Below are 18,124 nucleotides of genomic sequence, written 5' to 3'. Positions count from 1 at the left end.
AACAAGAATAGTAAAAGAAAATCAAGAAAATGAAACTATTATTGAAAGTTCAAACAATACAGTACCTTTAGATATTGTAGGTGCTATACCTAATGTTTCTTATCCAACACCATTTGATGAAGTTCCTTCAAATGAAGAAATTCTTACTCAAAATTCTAATAAAAAAGAAGAAGAGACAGAACCTGCTAAAATAGTAGAACAAGTTGTCGCTAATACTTATGAAGAGATAGAAGTTGTACCTTTTGAAGAAGAAGTTTTTGAAGAAACAAATGACTTATATGCAGATTTAACAGAAAAAGTTTATGATAGAGATTACTCTTTAGGTGAGTGTTTTGAAAAGAACTTTATTTTTAATGGTTATGAAGATAATAAATTAAAAATTATTTCTTATGCACAAGGTGATGATAGAAAGTTCTTATATAAACACTTTGGTTTAATAAAAACTTTTGCACAAGATGTTTATGGAAATGAAGTTGAACTTGATTTTTCAAAAAGTCCAGATGTAGAAACTAAAAAAAAAATTCTAAATAACAATAATATAAATGTTCAAGAAAAACAAGAAAATAAACAGCAAGATGTAAAAAAAGAAGAAATAAATCAAGAGAATAACCAAAATAATTCTAATGATACAGGTTCAATGATTGAAGATATTGAGATGGGTTCAGGATGCGTTGCAAGTATGCATAATACTTCAAATCCAAAACCTTCTCAAAAAGAGTTAGATTTAGATGATGTTATGAATTCAATAATGGTAAATAAGGCAAAAGAACTTTTTGACATTAAAAAAATCACTGTAAGAACTAGAACATAGTATTAACTTTTTATTAATAAAAAATAGTTAGACTAAACCAAAACTAGACTAAATAAGGGAAACATAATGAGAAATATTTCAAAACTATTAACAGCAGGAATTGTTTTATCTACAACATTATTTGCTAATTCAAGTGATCAAAATATTATTGAGTTTGAGAAAAAAAGAATATCTCAAAATCCAAGTGTAAGTGTTCAAGAAATTACAATTAACACAAAAAAAGAGCTTCCTTTAGAAGGTTGGCATGGTTATATTCTTGATGTAAAAGCTAAAATTCAAAATAAAGAAATTAATGCAAAAGATATTATTTTCTCAAATGGAAAATATATTGCAATGGATTTAATAAATTCAGAAAATGGTAAGTCATTAAAAGATTTAGTAACTCCAAATTTAACAGAAGTTTATTATGATAAATCAAAGTTAATTGCAGGAAATCATAATGCAAAAGATAAAGTTGTAATATTTTCAGATCCATTATGTCCATTCTGTATGGAATATATCCCAGATGTAATAAATTATGTAAATAAAAATAAAGATAGTATTGCTTTATATTATTATAATTTCCCACTTTTAAGATTACATCCAGCTGCACAAACTTTATCTAAAATTGCAGAAGTAGCAAAAGAGAAGGGTTTAAAAGATGTTGAATTAAAAGTTTATACAACAGACTGGAAACCATATTTTCAATCAGATTCTAAAGATGATAAACTTATCTTAGATGGATTTAATAAAGTATTTAAAACAAAAATAACACTTGAAGAAATCTCAAAAAAACAGATTGAAGATATTATCTTAAAAGATATAAAAATGGGTGAAGATGTAATGGTTCAAGGAACACCTACAATTTTTATAAATGGTGTAAAAGATACAAGTAAAACTAAAATCCAAACACTTGGTAATAAATAAGTATAAAGGTAAATAAAGAATGAAAAAACTAGTAATTGCGACAAGAAGAAGTAAGTTGGCCTTATGGCAATCTGAGTTTATAAAAGAAGAACTTCAAAAACATTATCCAGATATGGAAATTACTCTACAAGAGTTTGTAACAAAGGGTGATAAAATTTTAGATGTTCCTTTAGCTAAAATTGGTGGTAAAGGCTTATTTACAAAAGAACTAGAAGTTGCAATGCTAGAAGGTTCAGCACATTTAGCAGTACATAGTTTAAAAGATGTTCCTACACAATTTGAAGATGGTTTACAATTAACAGCAGTTTCTAAAAGATATGATCCAAGAGATGCATTATTAAGTGATAAGTATGAAACAATTGCTGATTTACCTAAGGGTGCTGTAATTGGAACTACAAGCTTAAGAAGAAGAATGGCTTTAAAATTATTAAGACCTGATATTGTTCTTAAAGATTTAAGAGGAAATATTAATACTAGAATTGCAAAATTAAATGCAGGTGAGTATGATGCTATTATTTTAGCAGCAACTGGTGTTCAAAAATTAGGTATTGAAAATGAAGTTAAATACTTTACACCAATTGAAACAGATGTAATGATTCCATCGATGGGACAAGCAACTTTAGGAATTGAAACTACAACTGACCCTAAAATTGTAGAACTTATTTCAGTGTTAAATGATAAAGATGCTCATATTGAATCTACAATTGAAAGAAGCTTTGTTGATACATTACAAGGTGGTTGTCAAGTACCAATTGGTGTAAAAGCTACAATTCTTGATGAAAACAAAATTAGAGTTCAAGCAATTGTTGGAATGCCAGATGGTAGTGAATCAATTTGCGAAGATGTTACAGCTAATATAAATGACTATGAACTTGTTGGTAAAACATTAGCATTATCTTTTATAGACCAAGGTGCAAAAGAACTTCTTGAAAGAGCTGAAAAAGTAGCATTTAAATAAAACAAATTTTACAAACAAAGTAAAAACTTTTTTTACTTTGTTTTCTCTTCTATTATAAATTATTTCCTTTTTAAAATTCTTTAATTAGCAATATTTTCCAAGATATTTAAATATATATTTAGTATGATAGATACAATTATTTTAAGGAGATAAAATGAGAATAAATGTAGAAGATACACTATTTTGTTTAGTTGATGTACAAGAAAGATTGTTCCCTCATATGACAAATAAAGAAGAGCTTGAAAAAAATCTAGTTACTTTAGTACAAGGTTTAAAAGTATTAGAAGTTCCTTTTATTGTAAATGAACAATATAAAAAAGGAATAGGGGAAACAATTCCTTCTTTAAGAGAAATTGTTGATAACGATGTACATTTTGAAAAAACTACTTTTTCATGTTGTAAAAATGAAACAACAATGGATGCAATAAAGGCTGCAAATAAAAAGTTTGTTATTGTTGCAGGAATTGAAACTCATGTATGTGTTTTACAAACGTGTATTGACTTATTAGAAGCAAATTTACAGCCTGTATTAGTTACAGATTGTGTTAGTTCAAGAAAACAAAAAGATACTGATATGGCAATTAAAAGATTAGTTCAAGCAGGTGTAATTCCAACAACTTATGAATCATTATTATTCGAACTTACCGTAAATGCAAAAAATCCAGTTTTCAAACAAATCTCAAATTTAGTTAAATAAAGGCAACTTTATTTAACTAATAATTACTTTACTCTATTTATTATTCTTATGTTATAATTATAAAATTTTTATTAGGACTTACTATGCATAACAATTCATTAAAAAAACTATTTGTATTTATGTTTTTAATCAATATTTTATGGGCTGGTAATAAAGATTATTTTGGTGTTCAAGAGTTTATTGATTTTTCTAATCAACAAACAATTAGTGATGATTTTATTGAAATAATTCAAAAAGATGCCCAAGAAATTAAAAAACAAGATAAAAAAGTAAGAATTGTATTAGTATACCCTGGAAAACAATTAACAGATTATTGGATTAAAAGTAAGGTATCTTTTGAAAAAAGATTAAATGAACTTGGAATTAAATATGAGTTAATTATGCACTCTACAAAACCTCATGTTGAGATAAAAAAACAATCAGTTTTATTAGCACAAGCTATAAAAGAAAAAACAGATTATTTAATATTTGTTCTTGATGCAAATAAACATGCAAAATTTATTGAAAGAATTATTAGTAAAAAAACTCCTAAGTTAATACTTCAAAATATTACAACACCACTAAGAAGATGGGAAGATAGACAACCATTTTTATACGTAGGATTTGATCATATGATAGGAAGTCAAATGTTAGCTGATTATTATATTAAAAAAACTAATGGTAAAGGTAAATATGCTGTTTTATATACATCAAATGGTTATATTGGATATATGAGAGGAACAAAATTTATTGATTATGTTTCAAAGAACTCTGACCTTGAAGTTATTCATGAATATTATACTCATACAAGTAAAGAAAATGCAAAAAATGCAACTTTAGATTTATTAGCACTTAATGATGATATTAAATTTATATATGCTTGTTCAACAGATATTGCTTTAGGTGTAATTGAAGCACTAAAAGAAAAAAATTTAACTGGAAAAATTTTAGTAAATGGTTGGGGTGGAGGAAGTAGTGAACTTCAAGCAATCGAAGATGATTTATTAGATGTTACAGTTATGAGAATGAATGATGATAATGGTGTTGCAATGGCTGAAGCTATTAAGTTAGATTTAGAAGATAAAGAAGATAAAATACCAACAATATTCTCAGGAAAAATGGTTATAGTTGATAAAGATATTAAAAAAGAGGAATTAAAAAAACTAAGAGAAAGAGCCTTTAGGTATACTTTTGATGTTAAAGAATAAAAAGTATTCCTTATCAATTATAAATAGTACACTTTTATTAATATTTTTAATAGTAATCTCAATTGTAATTTCACTTTGGTTTTATATCTATACTCAAAAAAGTATAGAGAGTAATATTAAAGACTATTTTAAACAAACATACAACCTTACTAGAATAATTTTAGAGAATGAAGAAAGAAATCTAAATAATGTAGCATTTGAAGTTGGTAATTTTTTATCAAATAATATTAATTCAATTGAATTAATAAATGAAAAACTAGCAAATATTACAGCTATTGATGAACTTGATTTAATTTTTCTAAAGAAAAATAATACACTAAAAGATTATAGTAATTCACTTTTTGATACAAAATCAATTGTTGAAGAATTGAAAAATAATAGTTCAAAATTAAATAATAACTTCGTAAATGTTCAAATAAAAGGAGACAATTATCCTTTAATCTTAAGAAACAAAAAAGTCATAGATAAAGAAACGGGAAGAGTTTTATACACTTTATATGTTGGTAAAATATTAAATGATAACTTTGCTTTTATAAATAGTATAAAAGAAAAAGCACAACTAACAGATGTTTATTTATATTTTGAAGACCAACTAATCTCAACTTCATCATATACAGAAAAATTAAATATGGACTTATTTAAGAAAAAAGAGATTGTAAAAAAAGGTAATTATATTTATGCAAATAAAAAAATTACTATTTTTAATGATAAAGTTTTGGATTTAATTTTTGTATCAAAAAACTCCTCTTTTAATATAATTAAAGAGTCTTTTATAGAAAGTATCTCTTTTTTAGTTTTATTTATTGTTATTGTTTTTATTTTCTTATATTTGTTATCAAATAAATATATTATTAAACCATTCTCTGAATTAATTAATTATGCAAATAAAATGAAAGATGGAAAAGATATAAAATATAAAGGTAGTGATGTACTTGAGTTTGATAGTTTTGCATTAAATTTAAAAGATATTATCGAAGAATTAAAAGAAGTAAAAGAACAATATTCAAGTGCAATTGATGGTGTTCAAGATGGATTATGGGATATTAATATTAAGAATAATGAAGTTTATTGTTCAAATAGATATTTATCAATGATTGGTTATGATGAGTCTGATGATGTCCAATCTATTAAATTTTGGCAAGAACATATTCATAAAGATGATTATAAAAAAACAATATATAAACTTAAAAAACATCTAGCAAAAAAAACTAATCTTTATGAAGATGAGTATAGATTTAGATGTAAAGATGGCTCTTATAAGTGGATTAAAGTAAGAGGAAAAGCTTTTTTTGAAAATAATAAGGCTTATAGAATTACAGGTTTTCATACTGATATAAATGATGTAAAATTATTACAACAAGATAATAATAAGAAAGAACAGATGTTATATCAACAATCAAAATTAGCTTCAATGGGTGAAATGATTAGTAATATTGCTCATCAATGGAGACAACCCTTAAGTTTAATAAGTACAATATCTTCAAGTTTAATTGTTCAAATACAACTTGGAATATTTGAAGATAAAGATGGAAAAAGAGATTTAGAGAAAGTTTTAAAAAGTGTAGAGTACTTATCTACTATTATTGAAAAATTTAGGAACTTTTTTAATCCAAATAATGAAAGAGAAATATTTTCAATTGATAATATAGTAAGAGAAAATCTAGAAATTTTTGAGACATCATATAAGTCTTATAATATTGAGTTCATTTTAGACTTAGATAAAAGTGAAATAATTGGATATAAATTTGAGTTAATCCAAGTAATTATAAATATTTTAAATAATGCAAAAGATGCTTTACTTGAAAAAGTTAAAAGTGAAAATAGAAGATTGATTTTTTTAAAGTGTTATAAAACAGATAATAATGCAGTAATTAAAATTTATGATAATGCAGGTGGAATAAATAGAAATTTAAAAGAAAAAATTTATGAGCCTTATTTTACAACTAAACATCAAAGCCAAGGTACAGGTTTGGGTTTATATATGTCAAATGAAATTATAAAAAATCATTTTAAAGGTAGTTTATTAAATGAAACAATATCTTATAAGTATGAAAATAAAAGCTATAAAGGTGAAGAATTTACTATAAAAATTCCTTTATCTATATAAAAAAAGGGTCTAGATAAATCTAGACCCTTTATGAAAATTCTTATTAATATTTGAATAAATATTAATCCATTGTTCCAGCAGGAACATGAACATTACCATCCATAATAATTCTTGCACTTCTACTCATAGAAGCTTTTTCAACACTGTATTTACCGTCATTTTCAGTTAAAGTAGCACCTACTTTAATAGCACCTGATGGATGTCCAAAAGTAACTGTATTTTTATCACCACCACCAGCAGCGATATTTACTAAAGTTCCAGGAATACAAGCAGCAACACCAATAGCAACAGAAGCAGTTCCCATCATAGCATGGTGTAATTGTTGCATAGATAAAGCTCTTACGTGTAAGTCCATCTCTGATGCTTTAACTTCTTTACCACTTGAAGTGATAAAATCTTGTGCTGGTGATACAAATGCAATTTTTGGAGTATGTTGTCTGCTTTCAGCTTCTTTTGGATCTGTAATTAGTCCCATTTTTAAAGCACCTGCAACTCTAATTTTTTCAAATCTTGCTAAGGCTTCTGTATCAGAGTTAATATCACCTTGTAATTCAGTACCTTTATATCCAATAGCATCAGCATTTACAAATACAGTTGGAATACCAGCAGTAATCATAGTAGCTTTAAATGTACCAACACCTTCAACTTCTAAATCATCAACTAAGTTACCTGTAGGAAATAACTCTTCAGATGGGTCAACTGGTTCAACGAATTCTAACTGAATCTCTTCAGCAGGGAATGCAACACCATCGATTTCATAATCACCCATTTCTTTAACCATACCATTTTCCATAGTAACGTAACAAAGAATTGTTTTTTTGATATTTGCTTGCCAAATTCTTACACAACAAACACCATTTTCAGGCACATTATCAACTAAACCTTCATGAATAGCAAAAGGACCAACTGCACTTGATAAGTTTCCACAGTTACCACTCATATCAACAAAATCTTTATCTATTGCTACTTGACAGAAGTAATAATCAACATCATGACCTTCAACATCACTTTTACCAACTAAGATAGCTTTAGAAGTAGAAGAAGAAGCTCCACCCATACCATCCATTTGTTTTTTATAAACATCAGGAGAACCTACAATTCTTTGAAGTAATTTATCTCTTTTTCTTGTATCTTCTTGCGCTTCTTTTGGTAAATCAGCAATATTGAAAAAAGTACCTTTAGAAGTACCACCTCTCATATATGTAGCTTTTACTTTAAATTGTGGTTTGTATGCCATTTTGTTTCCTTAAAAGATATTTTAGTTTAAAACTTTTGAAAAAAATCAGATGATTTCTTTAAGAAGCTTTAAAATACTAAAAAGCATCAAAAGATGCGTTTTAGTTAATAATTATTTAGATGCAATAACATCTTTAGCGAATTTTTGTAAAATACCACCATTTTTGTAAACATCAACTTCAGCAGAAGTATCTAATCTACATAATACTGTGAATTTAACAACTTCACCATTTGCTCTAGTCATAACTACTGTTAAGTCAGTTCTAGGAGTGATTTCACCTTCGATATCAAAAGTTTCAGAACCATCGATAGCGTAAGTATGTCTTGTATCACCAGCTTGGAATTGTAATGGAAGTACACCCATTCCAACTAAGTTAGTTCTGTGAATTCTTTCAATTGACTCAGCAATTAAAACTTCAACACCTGCAAGTCTAACACCTTTAGCAGCCCAGTCTCTTGAAGACCCTTGACCATAGTTAGTACCAGCAACGATAATTAATGGTTGCTTTCTTGTAGTATATGTTTCAATAGCTTCCCACATTCTAGACTCAGTACCTTCTGGCATGATTTTAGTTAAAGAACCTTGTTTAACAGTTCCATCTTCATTTTTAACCATTTCGTTAAATAATTTTGGATTTGCTAAAGTAGCTCTTGAAGCTGTATGGTGATCCCCTCTATGTGTTGCATAAGAGTTTAAATCTTCAACTGGAAGACCTTTAGATAAACAATACTCACCAGAAGCAGAAGTTGGTAAAATTGCATTAGATGGAGATAAGTGATCAGTAGTGATATTATCAGGGAAAACACCTAATGGTCTCATACCTTTTAAAGCTGGCATTTGCATATATTCAGCTTCCCAGTATGGTGGTTTATTAATATATGTTGAATTTGTATTCCAGTTATAGAATGGAGAAATTTCAATACCACTTAATGCACTTTTTGCAAACATTGGGTCATAAATTGCACCAAACATTTCAGGTCTAACTGAAGCTTTTTCAACTGCGTTGATTTCTTCATCAGTTGGCCATAAATCTTTTAATGTAATAGGGTTACCATTTGTATCAGTACCTAATGAATCTTTTTCAATATCAAATCTAATAGAACCAGCTAATGCGTAAGCTACAACTAATGGAGGTGATGCTAAAAATGCTTCTTTTACGTATGGGTGAATTCTACCATCAAAGTTTCTGTTTCCAGATAATACAGCAGTTGTATAGATATCATTATCTACAGCTTCTTTTTGGATAACTGGATCAAGTGCACCTGACATACCATTACAAGTAGTACATGCAAAACCAACAATACCAAATCCTAATTTTTCTAATTCAGGAAGTAAGTTAGCATCTTTTAAGTACTCTTCAACAATTTTAGAACCTGGTGCTAAAGAAGATTTAACCCATGGCTTTCTTTTTAAACCTAATTCATTTGCTTTTTTAGCAACTAAACCAGCAGCGATAACGTTTCTTGGGTTTGATGTATTTGTACAAGATGTAATAGCAGCAATTAAAATCGCACCATCTGGCATATCAGTATCACCAATTTCAACAGTGTTATCAGTAATTCCTTCAGCTTTCAGCGTTGAAGTAGGAACTAATTTATGAGGTTTAGAAGGACCTGCTAAACTTCTTGTAACTGCTGTTAAATCAAATGTTAATTCTCTTGCATATGTAGCTTTAACTAAATCAGTTGACCATAAACCATTTGCTTTAGCATAAGCTTCAACTAATTTAACTTGCTCTGATTCTCTACCAGTTAAAGTTAAGTAATCTAAAGTTTGCTCATCAATACTAAACATACCAGCAGATGCACCGTATTCAGGAGTCATATTTGCAATTGTTGCTCTATCACCTAAGTTTAAGTATTTCATACCTTCACCGAAGAACTCTAAGTAAGCAGAAATAACGTTGTTTTCTCTTAAGAATGAAGTCATAGATAATGCAATATCAGTTGCAGTAATACCTTCAGCTCTTGTACCAACAATGTTAACACCAATAATATCTGGAACTCTCATGTAAGATGGGTTACCTAACATTACGTTTTCAGCTTCTAATCCACCAACACCAATAGCTAAAACACCAAGTGCATCAACATGAGGAGTATGAGAATCTGTTCCAACTAATGTATCAGGAGAAGCAATACCATCGATATTATGAATAACTGGAGACATTTTCTCTAAGTTAATTTGGTGCATAATACCATTTCCTGGAGGAATAACATCTACATTATCAAATGCTTCTTTAGTCCAGTTAATAAAGTGGAATCTATCTGCATTTCTTCTATCTTCGATATCTCTATTTTTTTGGAAAGCATCTGGATCAAATCCACCACATTCTACTGCTAAAGAGTGATCAACGATTAATTGAGTAGGAACTACTGGGTTAACTTTTTTAGGGTCTCCACCTTCTGCTGCAACTGCTTCTCTTAAACCAGCTAAATCAACTAACGCTGTAAGCCCAAGAATATCATGAGTAACAACTCTTGATGGGAACCATGGGAAATCTTTGTCAGTTCTTTTTTCGATTAATTGAATTAAAGAATCTTCTAAATCTTCACTAGGACATTTTCTTAGTAAGTTTTCTGCTAATACTCTTGAAGTGTAGTTTAGTTTTTCAAAAGAACCAGGAGTAATATCTTCAACAGCTGCTTTTACATCATAAAAGCTTGTATCGAAACCTTCTAGTTTTTTTAGATATTTATCATTTGTCATATTTTATATCCATTTTATGTAATTAAAATAGGGGAGGTTTTCAATTGACCATCCTATTGTGTTGCTAGTGATCAATCGTTATTTGTAGTTTGTCTACAGTATAGTGTAGCACTAGCACATTTTTTAGAAGCCCCAAATTTTTGAGGCTAAACTAAAAGCGTATTTTTTATGTAAGTTTTTTATCTTTTCTTGTGTTAACAAGAGTGAAGAAAGAGACTAAGCTCTCTCTTCCATAGCAACGAATGCTCTTGGTTCTTCACCATTGTACTCAGAACTTGGTCTGATAATTCTATTATTTGCTCTTTGTTCAAATGCGTGTGCAGCCCATCCAGCAGCTCTTGACATAATGAATAATGGAGTATAATATAATCTTTCAATTTCCATATAGTGGTAAATTAATCCACCGAAGAAATCGATATTATCAGGTAAACCTTTATCAGCTTTAACTTTATCTCTTACTGCTTTTGCAATATCAAATAATTTTTTGTCTGAATTTGGTAATTCTTTTAATTCATTTGCTAATTCGAATCCAATAGGAGATCTTGGATCTACTTCTCTATATACTCTGTGTCCGAATCCCATGATTTTTTCTTTTCTAGCGAATAATGCGTCAACTTCAGTTAATGCATGTTCAACAGAATCAAAACCAAGTACAAATTTAATTGCAACTTCATTAGCTCCACCATGTAAGTGACCTTTTAATGTACCAATTCCAGTAGTCATACAAGAATAGATATCAGATAAAGTCGATGCAGTAATTCTGTTTGCAAAAGTAGAAGCGTTAAATTCATGCTCAGCATATAAAGTTAACATTGCATTCATAGCTTTAACTTCAACTGCTAAAGGAGTTTTTTCTTTTAATCTTTCAACGATGTAACCAGCGATTGTAGTTTCATCAGATTTTAATTCAACTTCTTTACCATTTACATGCCAGTGATGCCAGTAAACTAAGAATGAAGGAAATGCACCTAATAATCTAGTGATTTTATCCATTTGATCAGAGAAATCTTCTGCTTCTGGTTCCATACAACCTAAAGCTGAAGTTGCAGTTCTCATAACATCCATTGGATGAGAAGATGCTGGTAAAGCTTTTAATACATCTTTTAACTCTTGAGGTAAATCTCTACCTGCAATAATTTTTGCTTGGAAATCTGCTAACTGAGCTTTGTTTGGTAATTCACCAACTAATAATAAATATGCTACTTCTTCGAAATCTGCTTTTAAAGCTAAATCTGCGATATCATAACCTCTATAGTTAAGTCCATTTCCTAAACCACATGTACAAATTGCTGAAACACCAGCTGTAACACCTGCTAATCCACCCATAATCTCTCCTTAATATTAAATATATATTTTAGTTAAACGTATTTTTTTGGTAAACGAAATAAAATTATTTCGATTTACCTGCTGCAAATAATGAATCCATTTTTTGCTCATATTCATGGTAACCTAACATATCGTAAAGCTCCATTCTTGTTTGCATTGTTTCTAAAGTACTTTCTTGAGTACCTTTGTCTCTTAATTCTTGGTATACATGTAAAGCAGCTTTATTCATTGCTCTAAATGCTGATAATGGGTAAAGTACCATTTCAATTCCAACTGAACCTAATTCTTCAGTAGTGAACATTGGAGTTGCTCCAAATTCAGTAATATTTGCTAATACTGGAACAGTCATTTGATCAGTAAATTCTTTATATTCTTTTAAAGTATGAACAGCTTCAGCGAAAATTGCATCTGCACCAGCTTCAACATAAGCTTTTGCTCTAGCAACTGCAGATTCTTGACCTTCAGATGCATGTGCATCAGTTCTAGCAATAATGTAGAAATCAGGGTCTAATTGGTTTTTAGCATCAACAGCAGCTCTGATTCTATCACACATTTCTTCAGTAGAAACTAACTCTTTATTTGGTCTATGTCCACATCTTTTTGCAGCAACTTGATCTTCAATATGTAAACCAGCAGCTCCAGATCTGATAAATTCTTTAACAGTTCTAGCAACGTTAAATGCATGTCCCCAACCAGTATCTGCATCAACAATTACAGGTGTATCACAAATTGAAGTAATTCTTCTAATATCAATACATACATCTTCAATCATAGTCATACCTAAGTCTGGTAAACCATAAGATGCGTTTGCAATTCCTCCACCTGAAAGGTAGATAGCTTTATATCCTACTTTTGTAGCTTGTAATGCTTGGTATGCATTAATTGTACCTACGATTTGTAAAGGAGATTCTTCCTTAAGTGCTTCTCTAAATTTTTTTCCTGCGCTCATATAAATCCTTTAAATTTAAGTTAGCAATATTATACATGATTAAGTGAAACTAGTACTGTATGATTTTTGTATAACAAATTACAATTTTTTATAGAAACATAGCATTATGTACAATATTTGTTCTTATGCTTTAAAATGGTACAATTATCTATAAAGTTATGATTAAGGTTGAGAATGAATTATAAGAATTCCATAGAAAAATTTATTGAAATATTCAAAAGATCAAATTTAAGTATTTCAAAGTTTGCATCTTTAATAAATAAAGACAGAAGAACGGTTACATCATGGATTGACAATGTTACTGATATTGAACCTAGTAAAGATATAAAAGACAAAATTTGTAGTATATTTAGATATCCTGATTATATATGGGAAGAGGGATGTAATAGTGATGAGTTTTTAAAATCAATTACTCAAATACCTCAAAAAGAAGTAAGAATCATTGATGAAGATTATTATGGACGTTTAAAATATATTATGGAACTTGAAAAAAACAGAAGATTTGTTATTCAAGCACAGTTTCCTGGCCCTATGTATAGAGATACAGCCGTACAAAAAGTGTACAGAACAAAAACTTCAAAAGATATAGAAGAATTAAAACAAGCAAGAATAGATCAAATGCTTAAATATGATTATGATACAACTGAATGGTATTCAATTAAATCTGTATTAGCATTTTGTTTTGCAAGTATTGGAAACTTTTATACTAAAGAAGAAAAAATCAAAATTTTAGAACTAATATATGAATTGTTTAATAATAACTACAATAAGAAACTTTTCTTATTTGATTCATTCTCAAGAAAAATTTATGGAATGGAAACAACATATATTTCTATTAATGTTAAGCAAAAGATACTTTTTTTTAAATCACCAATTGAGTCTGTATTTATTGAAATAAGAAATAAAAATTTAGTTGAAAGAATGCATAAGTATTATTCTTCACCTATTGAAGCACCATCACATGTAAACTTTTTAGAATCTATAAAAATTATAAAGATTTTGCAAGATGCATTAAAATATGGAAATGATATAAAACAAGCATACGAAACTATAAATAGAACAACAGACTATGGGGAACTTTTTTATCATAACTTATCAATTGATTTGCAAAAAGAAGTAAGTGATCCTAAATCTGGACAAAGAAGGAACTAAATATGAAAATTGTTATTTTAGATAGAGCAACATTAGGTTTTGATATTGATGTTGATATTTTTAAAACTTTAGGTGAAGTTACTTCTTATGATGTAACATTTCAAAATCAAACAAAAAATAGAGTAAAAGATGCAGATATTGTAATTACTAATAAAGTTGTAATCTCAAAAGAAATTATGGATGCTTCAAATTTAAAATTAATATGTATAAGTGCAACTGGTACCAATAATGTTGATTTAGAGTATGCAAAAGAAAAAAATATAGAAGTAAAAAATGTAGCGGGATATTCAAGTTCTAGTGTAGTTCAATTATCGTTTGCAATGATTTTTCATTTTGTTCAGAAACTAAATTATTATAAGAACTATGTAGATGAAGGTAAATGGCAAAAATCTGCTATTTTTACTCATATTGATAAACCATTTTATGAACTTGATAAAAAAAGAGTTGGAATTATTGGACTTGGTGATATTGGTTTAAACCTTGCAAAAAAGGCAGCTGCATTTGATTGTGATGTTGTATATTATTCAACAAGTGGTAAAAACAATAATAGTGATTATAAAAGAGTTGAATTAGATGAATTATTACAAACATCTGATATTGTAAGTATTCATTGTCCTTTAAATGAAAATACACAAAATCTATTAAATTTTGAAAATATGAATAAAATGAAAGATGGATCTATTTTATTAAACCTTGGTCGAGGTGGAATTATAAATGAAGAAGATTTAGCAAAAGTTATTGATTTAAAAGAGATTTATTGTGGAATTGATGTTGTTTCAAAAGAACCAATTGAAGAATCAAACCCTTTATTAAAAGTAAAAAATAAAGATAGATTAGTTTTAACACCTCATGTAGGTTGGGCTTCTATTGAGGCTAGAAAAAGATTGATTCACATGGTTGCTAATAATATAAAAGAGTTTATCTCTAAGTAGAAAAATTTATTTTTTTTAAATTAACTTAGAGAAATTTTCACTTATATAATCAGCAACTCTAAATGAATTTGCATAAATTGTAAAAGTAAAAGGTACAGAACCACCAGTTGGCATAAAACTTCCATCTGTTACAAAAAGGTTTTTAACCTCATGTGCTTGGCAGTATTTATTTAAAACACTAGTTTTAGGATTATCTCCAAATCTGCATCCACCTGCTAATAAATTACTTGATGGTAAGCTTGAGATATTACTTGTAATATCTTTTGCTCCCATTTGTTTTAAAAGTTTTTTTGCTTTTTTTGCTAAAAATTCTGATACTTTTAAGTCTTGTTTATGAGCGCCTATTCTAATATTTGCAACAGGAATTCCATATTTATCTTTATACTTTTCATCTACACTAATAAATGCATTATCATTTGGTGTCCAATCTGCAAATATTTCCATATTTAGAGTTTTTCTTTTTGTAAAATCATTATAAATTTTATCTTGTAGGTTTTTTCCTATAATTAAATTATTTGAATTATCCCATTTTAAAAAGTTTGCTTTTCTTATTGGGTTTGCATGATCAAATACTAATTCAATCATTCCACCTTTGAACTCTTTTGTAAAATAAAAATCTTTTATTGCTCTATTTACAAAAAGACCAGGAGTTAATAAATCTTTTAAATTCATACTGCTTTCATCAAAAACTCCACTTACAACTCCTCCACTTGAAGATAGAAAATTCTTACCTATATTCAAAGAGTTATTTGCAAGACCATTTAAAAAATTTTCATCTTTTGAATTAAGTAATAATCTTGAAGTTTCAACAGCTTGAGCAGCTACAACAAAAAGTTTTGCATGAACTTCTTTTTTATTTCCTTCTTTTGTAAGATAAGTTGCTGATTTTATTTTTTTATCTTTATTTGTATTTAGTTTTATAACATTTGCATTTGTAAAAATTTTAAGATTATTTGTTTTTAATGCTGGAATGATTAATGCTTCTCTTGAACTTCCTTTTGCTCCACTTGAACAAGCATATGAGCCACAATAGTTTGAGTAATAACACTCATTTCTATGTTGATGTTTTTGGCTTAGTATTGCTCTTGGTGTTTTAACAATAGAGAAGTTTAAATCTTTAGAAGCCTTATCAACAAGTTTTACTATTGGATGTTCATCTAAGGGTTTATATGGAAAATCTTTTGAACTTCTTGGTTCTGCAAATTTATAATCACTTACTTCTCCTGAAACTCCTATGATTTTTTCAACTTTATCATAATACTTTTCTAAGTCATTATAAGAAATAGGCCAATCTTGAATATTTGAGTTTTCCAGTTTTCCATATTTTGAAGCAAGTTTAAAATCATCAGGTTTTAATCGATAAAAAAATCCACTCATAAAGTTTGAAGAACCACCAACTAGGTTTCCATTACAAAAGTTCCAAAGAGTATCATAGGTTGGAAATTTAATCCATTCATTATCTATAAACTCTTCAACTGTGTGATATTCATCTTTTAGTTTTGGTGTATAAATATTTCTTCTAACATTTGTTAATTCATCTTTTGAAAAATCACTTCTTTTATAAAAATCACCTTTTTCTAAAACACAAACTTTAAGACCTTTTTTACTTAACTCATAAATAATAGGCCCAGCACCAGCTCCACTTCCTATAACACATACATCATAAATCATACATCACAACCTTAGTCCATATCTTTTTTGAGGCCTTGGATATCCAATTTTATGATTAACACTTTCCCATCCAATTTGATTAGTATTTCCACCATAAATAGGGTCTGAAAATAAAGCCTCAATACCAAAATATACTAATTTTGAAAGCCATGTTTGAGCATAATCATTTGAATTTACAATTGAGTATATTAGCTCTTTTTGTTTTTCTTTTGATAGATTTAAAAAGTTTGGAAAACTTGAAATAAAATCTTTACTTCCTTGAACAATAAGGTTTTTATCATAATCTAAAAAACTTTTATGATTAATATTCTCAAGTAAAAACTTTGTTGCGCCAAACTCTTTAGCATTTGGCATTTGCTGTGTTTTTGGAAACAACACTTCATATACATTATCTAAAAGCAATAAATCATTTGAAGAGATTGTTTTAGCAATTAAAGATTCTTTTGAAAACAAAAAAATACTTAGTGTAGAAAATTTAATAAAACTTCTTCTTTTCATATATAAATCCTAATAAAACTCATGATAAAAGTGCCTTTATGATTTTTTGAAAAAAAGTGAGTTTTTCTTCTTTTTTGATTTTAATTTTTTCACTTAATTCTTGAAGTTTTTTGGGTTTAAAAATTTCTTCATTCATTTTTTATCTCCCAGTTTTTCTCCTAAAAAGTTTTGAAGTTCTTTTATTGCTGTTTCATTTTTAATTCTAAACTTTATTTCTATTCTTCTTGATTTATCTTTATCTTCTACATTTTTATTATCATAAATAATATCAGAGTATGAACGTCCACTTGCATTTATATATTTTTGTAAAAGTTTTTTATTGGCTATATTTGATGTATATAAAAACTGCATAACTTCTAAAGCTCTTTGTTGTGAAAGTTCTAGGTTACTTAAGTATGAACCATCACTATTTGTATGACCTTCTATTGTAATACTATGAATATATTTTCTAATATTTTCATCTTCAAGTAGTGCTTGTAAATATTTTTTTAAAATTGTTTTTAACTCTTTTTTTGATTCTTCTTTTAATTTATATTTACCTTGGTCAAATAATATATTTGATGAAAATACAATTGCCCCACTGTTTTTATCTATATTTATTGAAGAACCAAGTTTTTCTCTAAGTTTTGATATTACATTTATTTTAATACCTGTTAGGTGTTTGATTTTTACTTTTGTTATATCAAACTCTTCTACTATTTTTTGATGAAGTTTACTTTGAATAATTAGTTTGTTTTCAAGCATAATTAACTCTTCATCTTTTAAACTAATCAAATTCTTTTGTTTTTCAACTTTTTGTTCTAAATTTTGCTTTTCTGCTATTTGCTCTTTATCTTTTAGAGTATATGAAAATAATAGTGCTTTTAGTTTTTCTATCTCTTCTATATTTAAATTTATTGTTTCTAATTTTGATTTTAGTAACTCTTTTTGATTATCTAAGTTTTTATTTAAAAGTTCAATACTATTATCTTTATCTTCTAAAATAGC

At 27.9% G+C, this 18,124-nt stretch carries 14 protein-coding genes and 1 pseudogene; 8 read left to right on the top strand and 7 right to left on the bottom strand.

Annotated elements, in window-relative coordinates; translation table 11 throughout:
- The 6 genes and pseudogenes from ACERKK_RS04625 to ACERKK_RS04600 all read left to right on the top strand — a co-directional run.
- Positions 1-811, top strand: a pseudogene (locus tag ACERKK_RS04625) (DNA polymerase III subunit gamma/tau); the annotation flags it as partial.
- Positions 812-877: 66 nt separating this feature from the next.
- Positions 878-1,717, top strand: a complete 840-nt coding sequence (locus tag ACERKK_RS04620; protein WP_373771909.1) for a DsbA family protein — start codon at positions 878-880, stop codon at positions 1,715-1,717.
- A gap of 19 nt (positions 1,718-1,736) precedes the next feature.
- A complete protein-coding gene (hemC, locus tag ACERKK_RS04615) occupies positions 1,737-2,675 on the top strand; it encodes a hydroxymethylbilane synthase (RefSeq protein ID WP_373771908.1) in 939 nt (312 codons plus the stop codon).
- Positions 2,676-2,829: 154 nt separating this feature from the next.
- Positions 2,830-3,372 carry a hydrolase gene (locus ACERKK_RS04610; protein ID WP_373771907.1) on the top strand — a complete coding sequence of 181 codons (543 nt, stop codon included), beginning with the start codon at positions 2,830-2,832 and terminating at the stop codon, positions 3,370-3,372.
- 83 nt (positions 3,373-3,455) lie between these two features.
- A complete protein-coding gene (locus ACERKK_RS04605) occupies positions 3,456-4,559 on the top strand; it encodes a substrate-binding domain-containing protein (protein ID WP_373771906.1) in 1,104 nt (367 codons plus the stop codon).
- A complete protein-coding gene (locus ACERKK_RS04600; protein WP_373771905.1) occupies positions 4,546-6,666 on the top strand; it encodes a PAS domain-containing protein in 2,121 nt (706 codons plus the stop codon). Before ACERKK_RS04605 ends, ACERKK_RS04600 begins: the two co-directional genes overlap by 14 nt.
- 61 nt (positions 6,667-6,727) lie before the next feature.
- On the opposite strand, the gene prpF is transcribed toward ACERKK_RS04600, so the two are convergent.
- The 4 genes from prpF to prpB all read right to left on the bottom strand — a co-directional run bounded on the left by prpF (position 6,728) and on the right by prpB (position 12,884).
- Complete coding sequence (prpF, locus tag ACERKK_RS04595; protein ID WP_373771904.1) at positions 6,728-7,903, bottom strand: 2-methylaconitate cis-trans isomerase PrpF; 1,176 nt, start codon at positions 7,901-7,903, stop codon at positions 6,728-6,730.
- A gap of 111 nt (positions 7,904-8,014) precedes the next feature.
- Complete coding sequence (acnD, locus tag ACERKK_RS04590) at positions 8,015-10,609, bottom strand: Fe/S-dependent 2-methylisocitrate dehydratase AcnD (protein ID WP_373771903.1); 2,595 nt, start codon at positions 10,607-10,609, stop codon at positions 8,015-8,017.
- A 216-nt stretch (positions 10,610-10,825) separates the two neighbouring features.
- Positions 10,826-11,935 (bottom strand): citrate/2-methylcitrate synthase, encoded by a 1,110-nt coding sequence (locus ACERKK_RS04585; RefSeq protein ID WP_373771902.1) that lies wholly within the window; start codon positions 11,933-11,935, stop codon positions 10,826-10,828.
- 64 nt (positions 11,936-11,999) lie between these two features.
- Complete coding sequence (gene prpB, locus ACERKK_RS04580) at positions 12,000-12,884, bottom strand: methylisocitrate lyase (RefSeq protein ID WP_373771901.1); 885 nt, start codon at positions 12,882-12,884, stop codon at positions 12,000-12,002.
- Between the two features lie 174 nt (positions 12,885-13,058).
- Between prpB and ACERKK_RS04575 the strand changes: the two genes are divergently transcribed.
- Together ACERKK_RS04575 and ACERKK_RS04570 are read left to right on the top strand one after the other, a co-directional pair.
- On the top strand, positions 13,059-14,036 hold the full coding sequence (locus ACERKK_RS04575; RefSeq protein ID WP_373771900.1) for a hypothetical protein: 978 nt from the start codon (positions 13,059-13,061) through the stop codon (positions 14,034-14,036).
- Positions 14,037-14,038: 2 nt separating this feature from the next.
- Complete coding sequence (locus ACERKK_RS04570; RefSeq protein WP_373771899.1) at positions 14,039-14,968, top strand: D-2-hydroxyacid dehydrogenase; 930 nt, start codon at positions 14,039-14,041, stop codon at positions 14,966-14,968.
- Between the two features lie 15 nt (positions 14,969-14,983).
- On the opposite strand, the gene ACERKK_RS04565 is transcribed toward ACERKK_RS04570, so the two are convergent.
- The 3 genes from ACERKK_RS04565 to ACERKK_RS04555 form a co-directional block, all read right to left on the bottom strand.
- Entirely contained in the window at positions 14,984-16,639 is a 1,656-nt protein-coding gene (locus ACERKK_RS04565) for a GMC oxidoreductase (RefSeq protein WP_373771898.1), read from the bottom strand.
- 3 nt (positions 16,640-16,642) lie between these two features.
- Positions 16,643-17,137 carry a gluconate 2-dehydrogenase subunit 3 family protein gene (locus tag ACERKK_RS04560; RefSeq protein WP_373771897.1) on the bottom strand — a complete coding sequence of 165 codons (495 nt, stop codon included), beginning with the start codon at positions 17,135-17,137 and terminating at the stop codon, positions 16,643-16,645.
- Between the two features lie 132 nt (positions 17,138-17,269).
- On the bottom strand, positions 17,270-18,124 hold an 855-nt coding region (locus ACERKK_RS04555; protein WP_373771896.1), incomplete at its 5' end, for an OmpA family protein.

This window comes from Poseidonibacter sp., assembly GCF_041821165.1.
GTDB lineage: Bacteria > Campylobacterota > Campylobacteria > Campylobacterales > Arcobacteraceae > Poseidonibacter.
The sequence above is the reverse complement of the archived record's forward strand: the minus strand, read 5'-3'. Positions and strand labels throughout refer to the sequence as shown.

Excerpts from the sequence above, each read along its gene's own strand:
- ACERKK_RS04575 (WP_373771900.1), top strand. The coding sequence starts at position 13,059 with ATGAATTATAAGAATTCCATAGAAAAATTTATTGAAATATTCAAAAGA.
- prpF (WP_373771904.1), bottom strand. The coding sequence starts at position 7,903 with ATGGCATACAAACCACAATTTAAAGTAAAAGCTACATATATGAGAGGT.
- hemC (WP_373771908.1), top strand. The coding sequence starts at position 1,737 with ATGAAAAAACTAGTAATTGCGACAAGAAGAAGTAAGTTGGCCTTATGG.
- ACERKK_RS04560 (WP_373771897.1), bottom strand. The coding sequence starts at position 17,137 with ATGAAAAGAAGAAGTTTTATTAAATTTTCTACACTAAGTATTTTTTTG.
- ACERKK_RS04610 (WP_373771907.1), top strand. The coding sequence starts at position 2,830 with ATGAGAATAAATGTAGAAGATACACTATTTTGTTTAGTTGATGTACAA.
- ACERKK_RS04605 (WP_373771906.1), top strand. The coding sequence starts at position 3,456 with ATGCATAACAATTCATTAAAAAAACTATTTGTATTTATGTTTTTAATC.
- prpB (WP_373771901.1), bottom strand. The coding sequence starts at position 12,884 with ATGAGCGCAGGAAAAAAATTTAGAGAAGCACTTAAGGAAGAATCTCCT.
- ACERKK_RS04565 (WP_373771898.1), bottom strand. The coding sequence starts at position 16,639 with ATGATTTATGATGTATGTGTTATAGGAAGTGGAGCTGGTGCTGGGCCT.
- acnD (WP_373771903.1), bottom strand. The coding sequence starts at position 10,609 with ATGACAAATGATAAATATCTAAAAAAACTAGAAGGTTTCGATACAAGC.
- ACERKK_RS04585 (WP_373771902.1), bottom strand. The coding sequence starts at position 11,935 with ATGGGTGGATTAGCAGGTGTTACAGCTGGTGTTTCAGCAATTTGTACA.
- ACERKK_RS04620 (WP_373771909.1), top strand. The coding sequence starts at position 878 with ATGAGAAATATTTCAAAACTATTAACAGCAGGAATTGTTTTATCTACA.
- ACERKK_RS04600 (WP_373771905.1), top strand. The coding sequence starts at position 4,546 with ATGTTAAAGAATAAAAAGTATTCCTTATCAATTATAAATAGTACACTT.
- ACERKK_RS04570 (WP_373771899.1), top strand. The coding sequence starts at position 14,039 with ATGAAAATTGTTATTTTAGATAGAGCAACATTAGGTTTTGATATTGAT.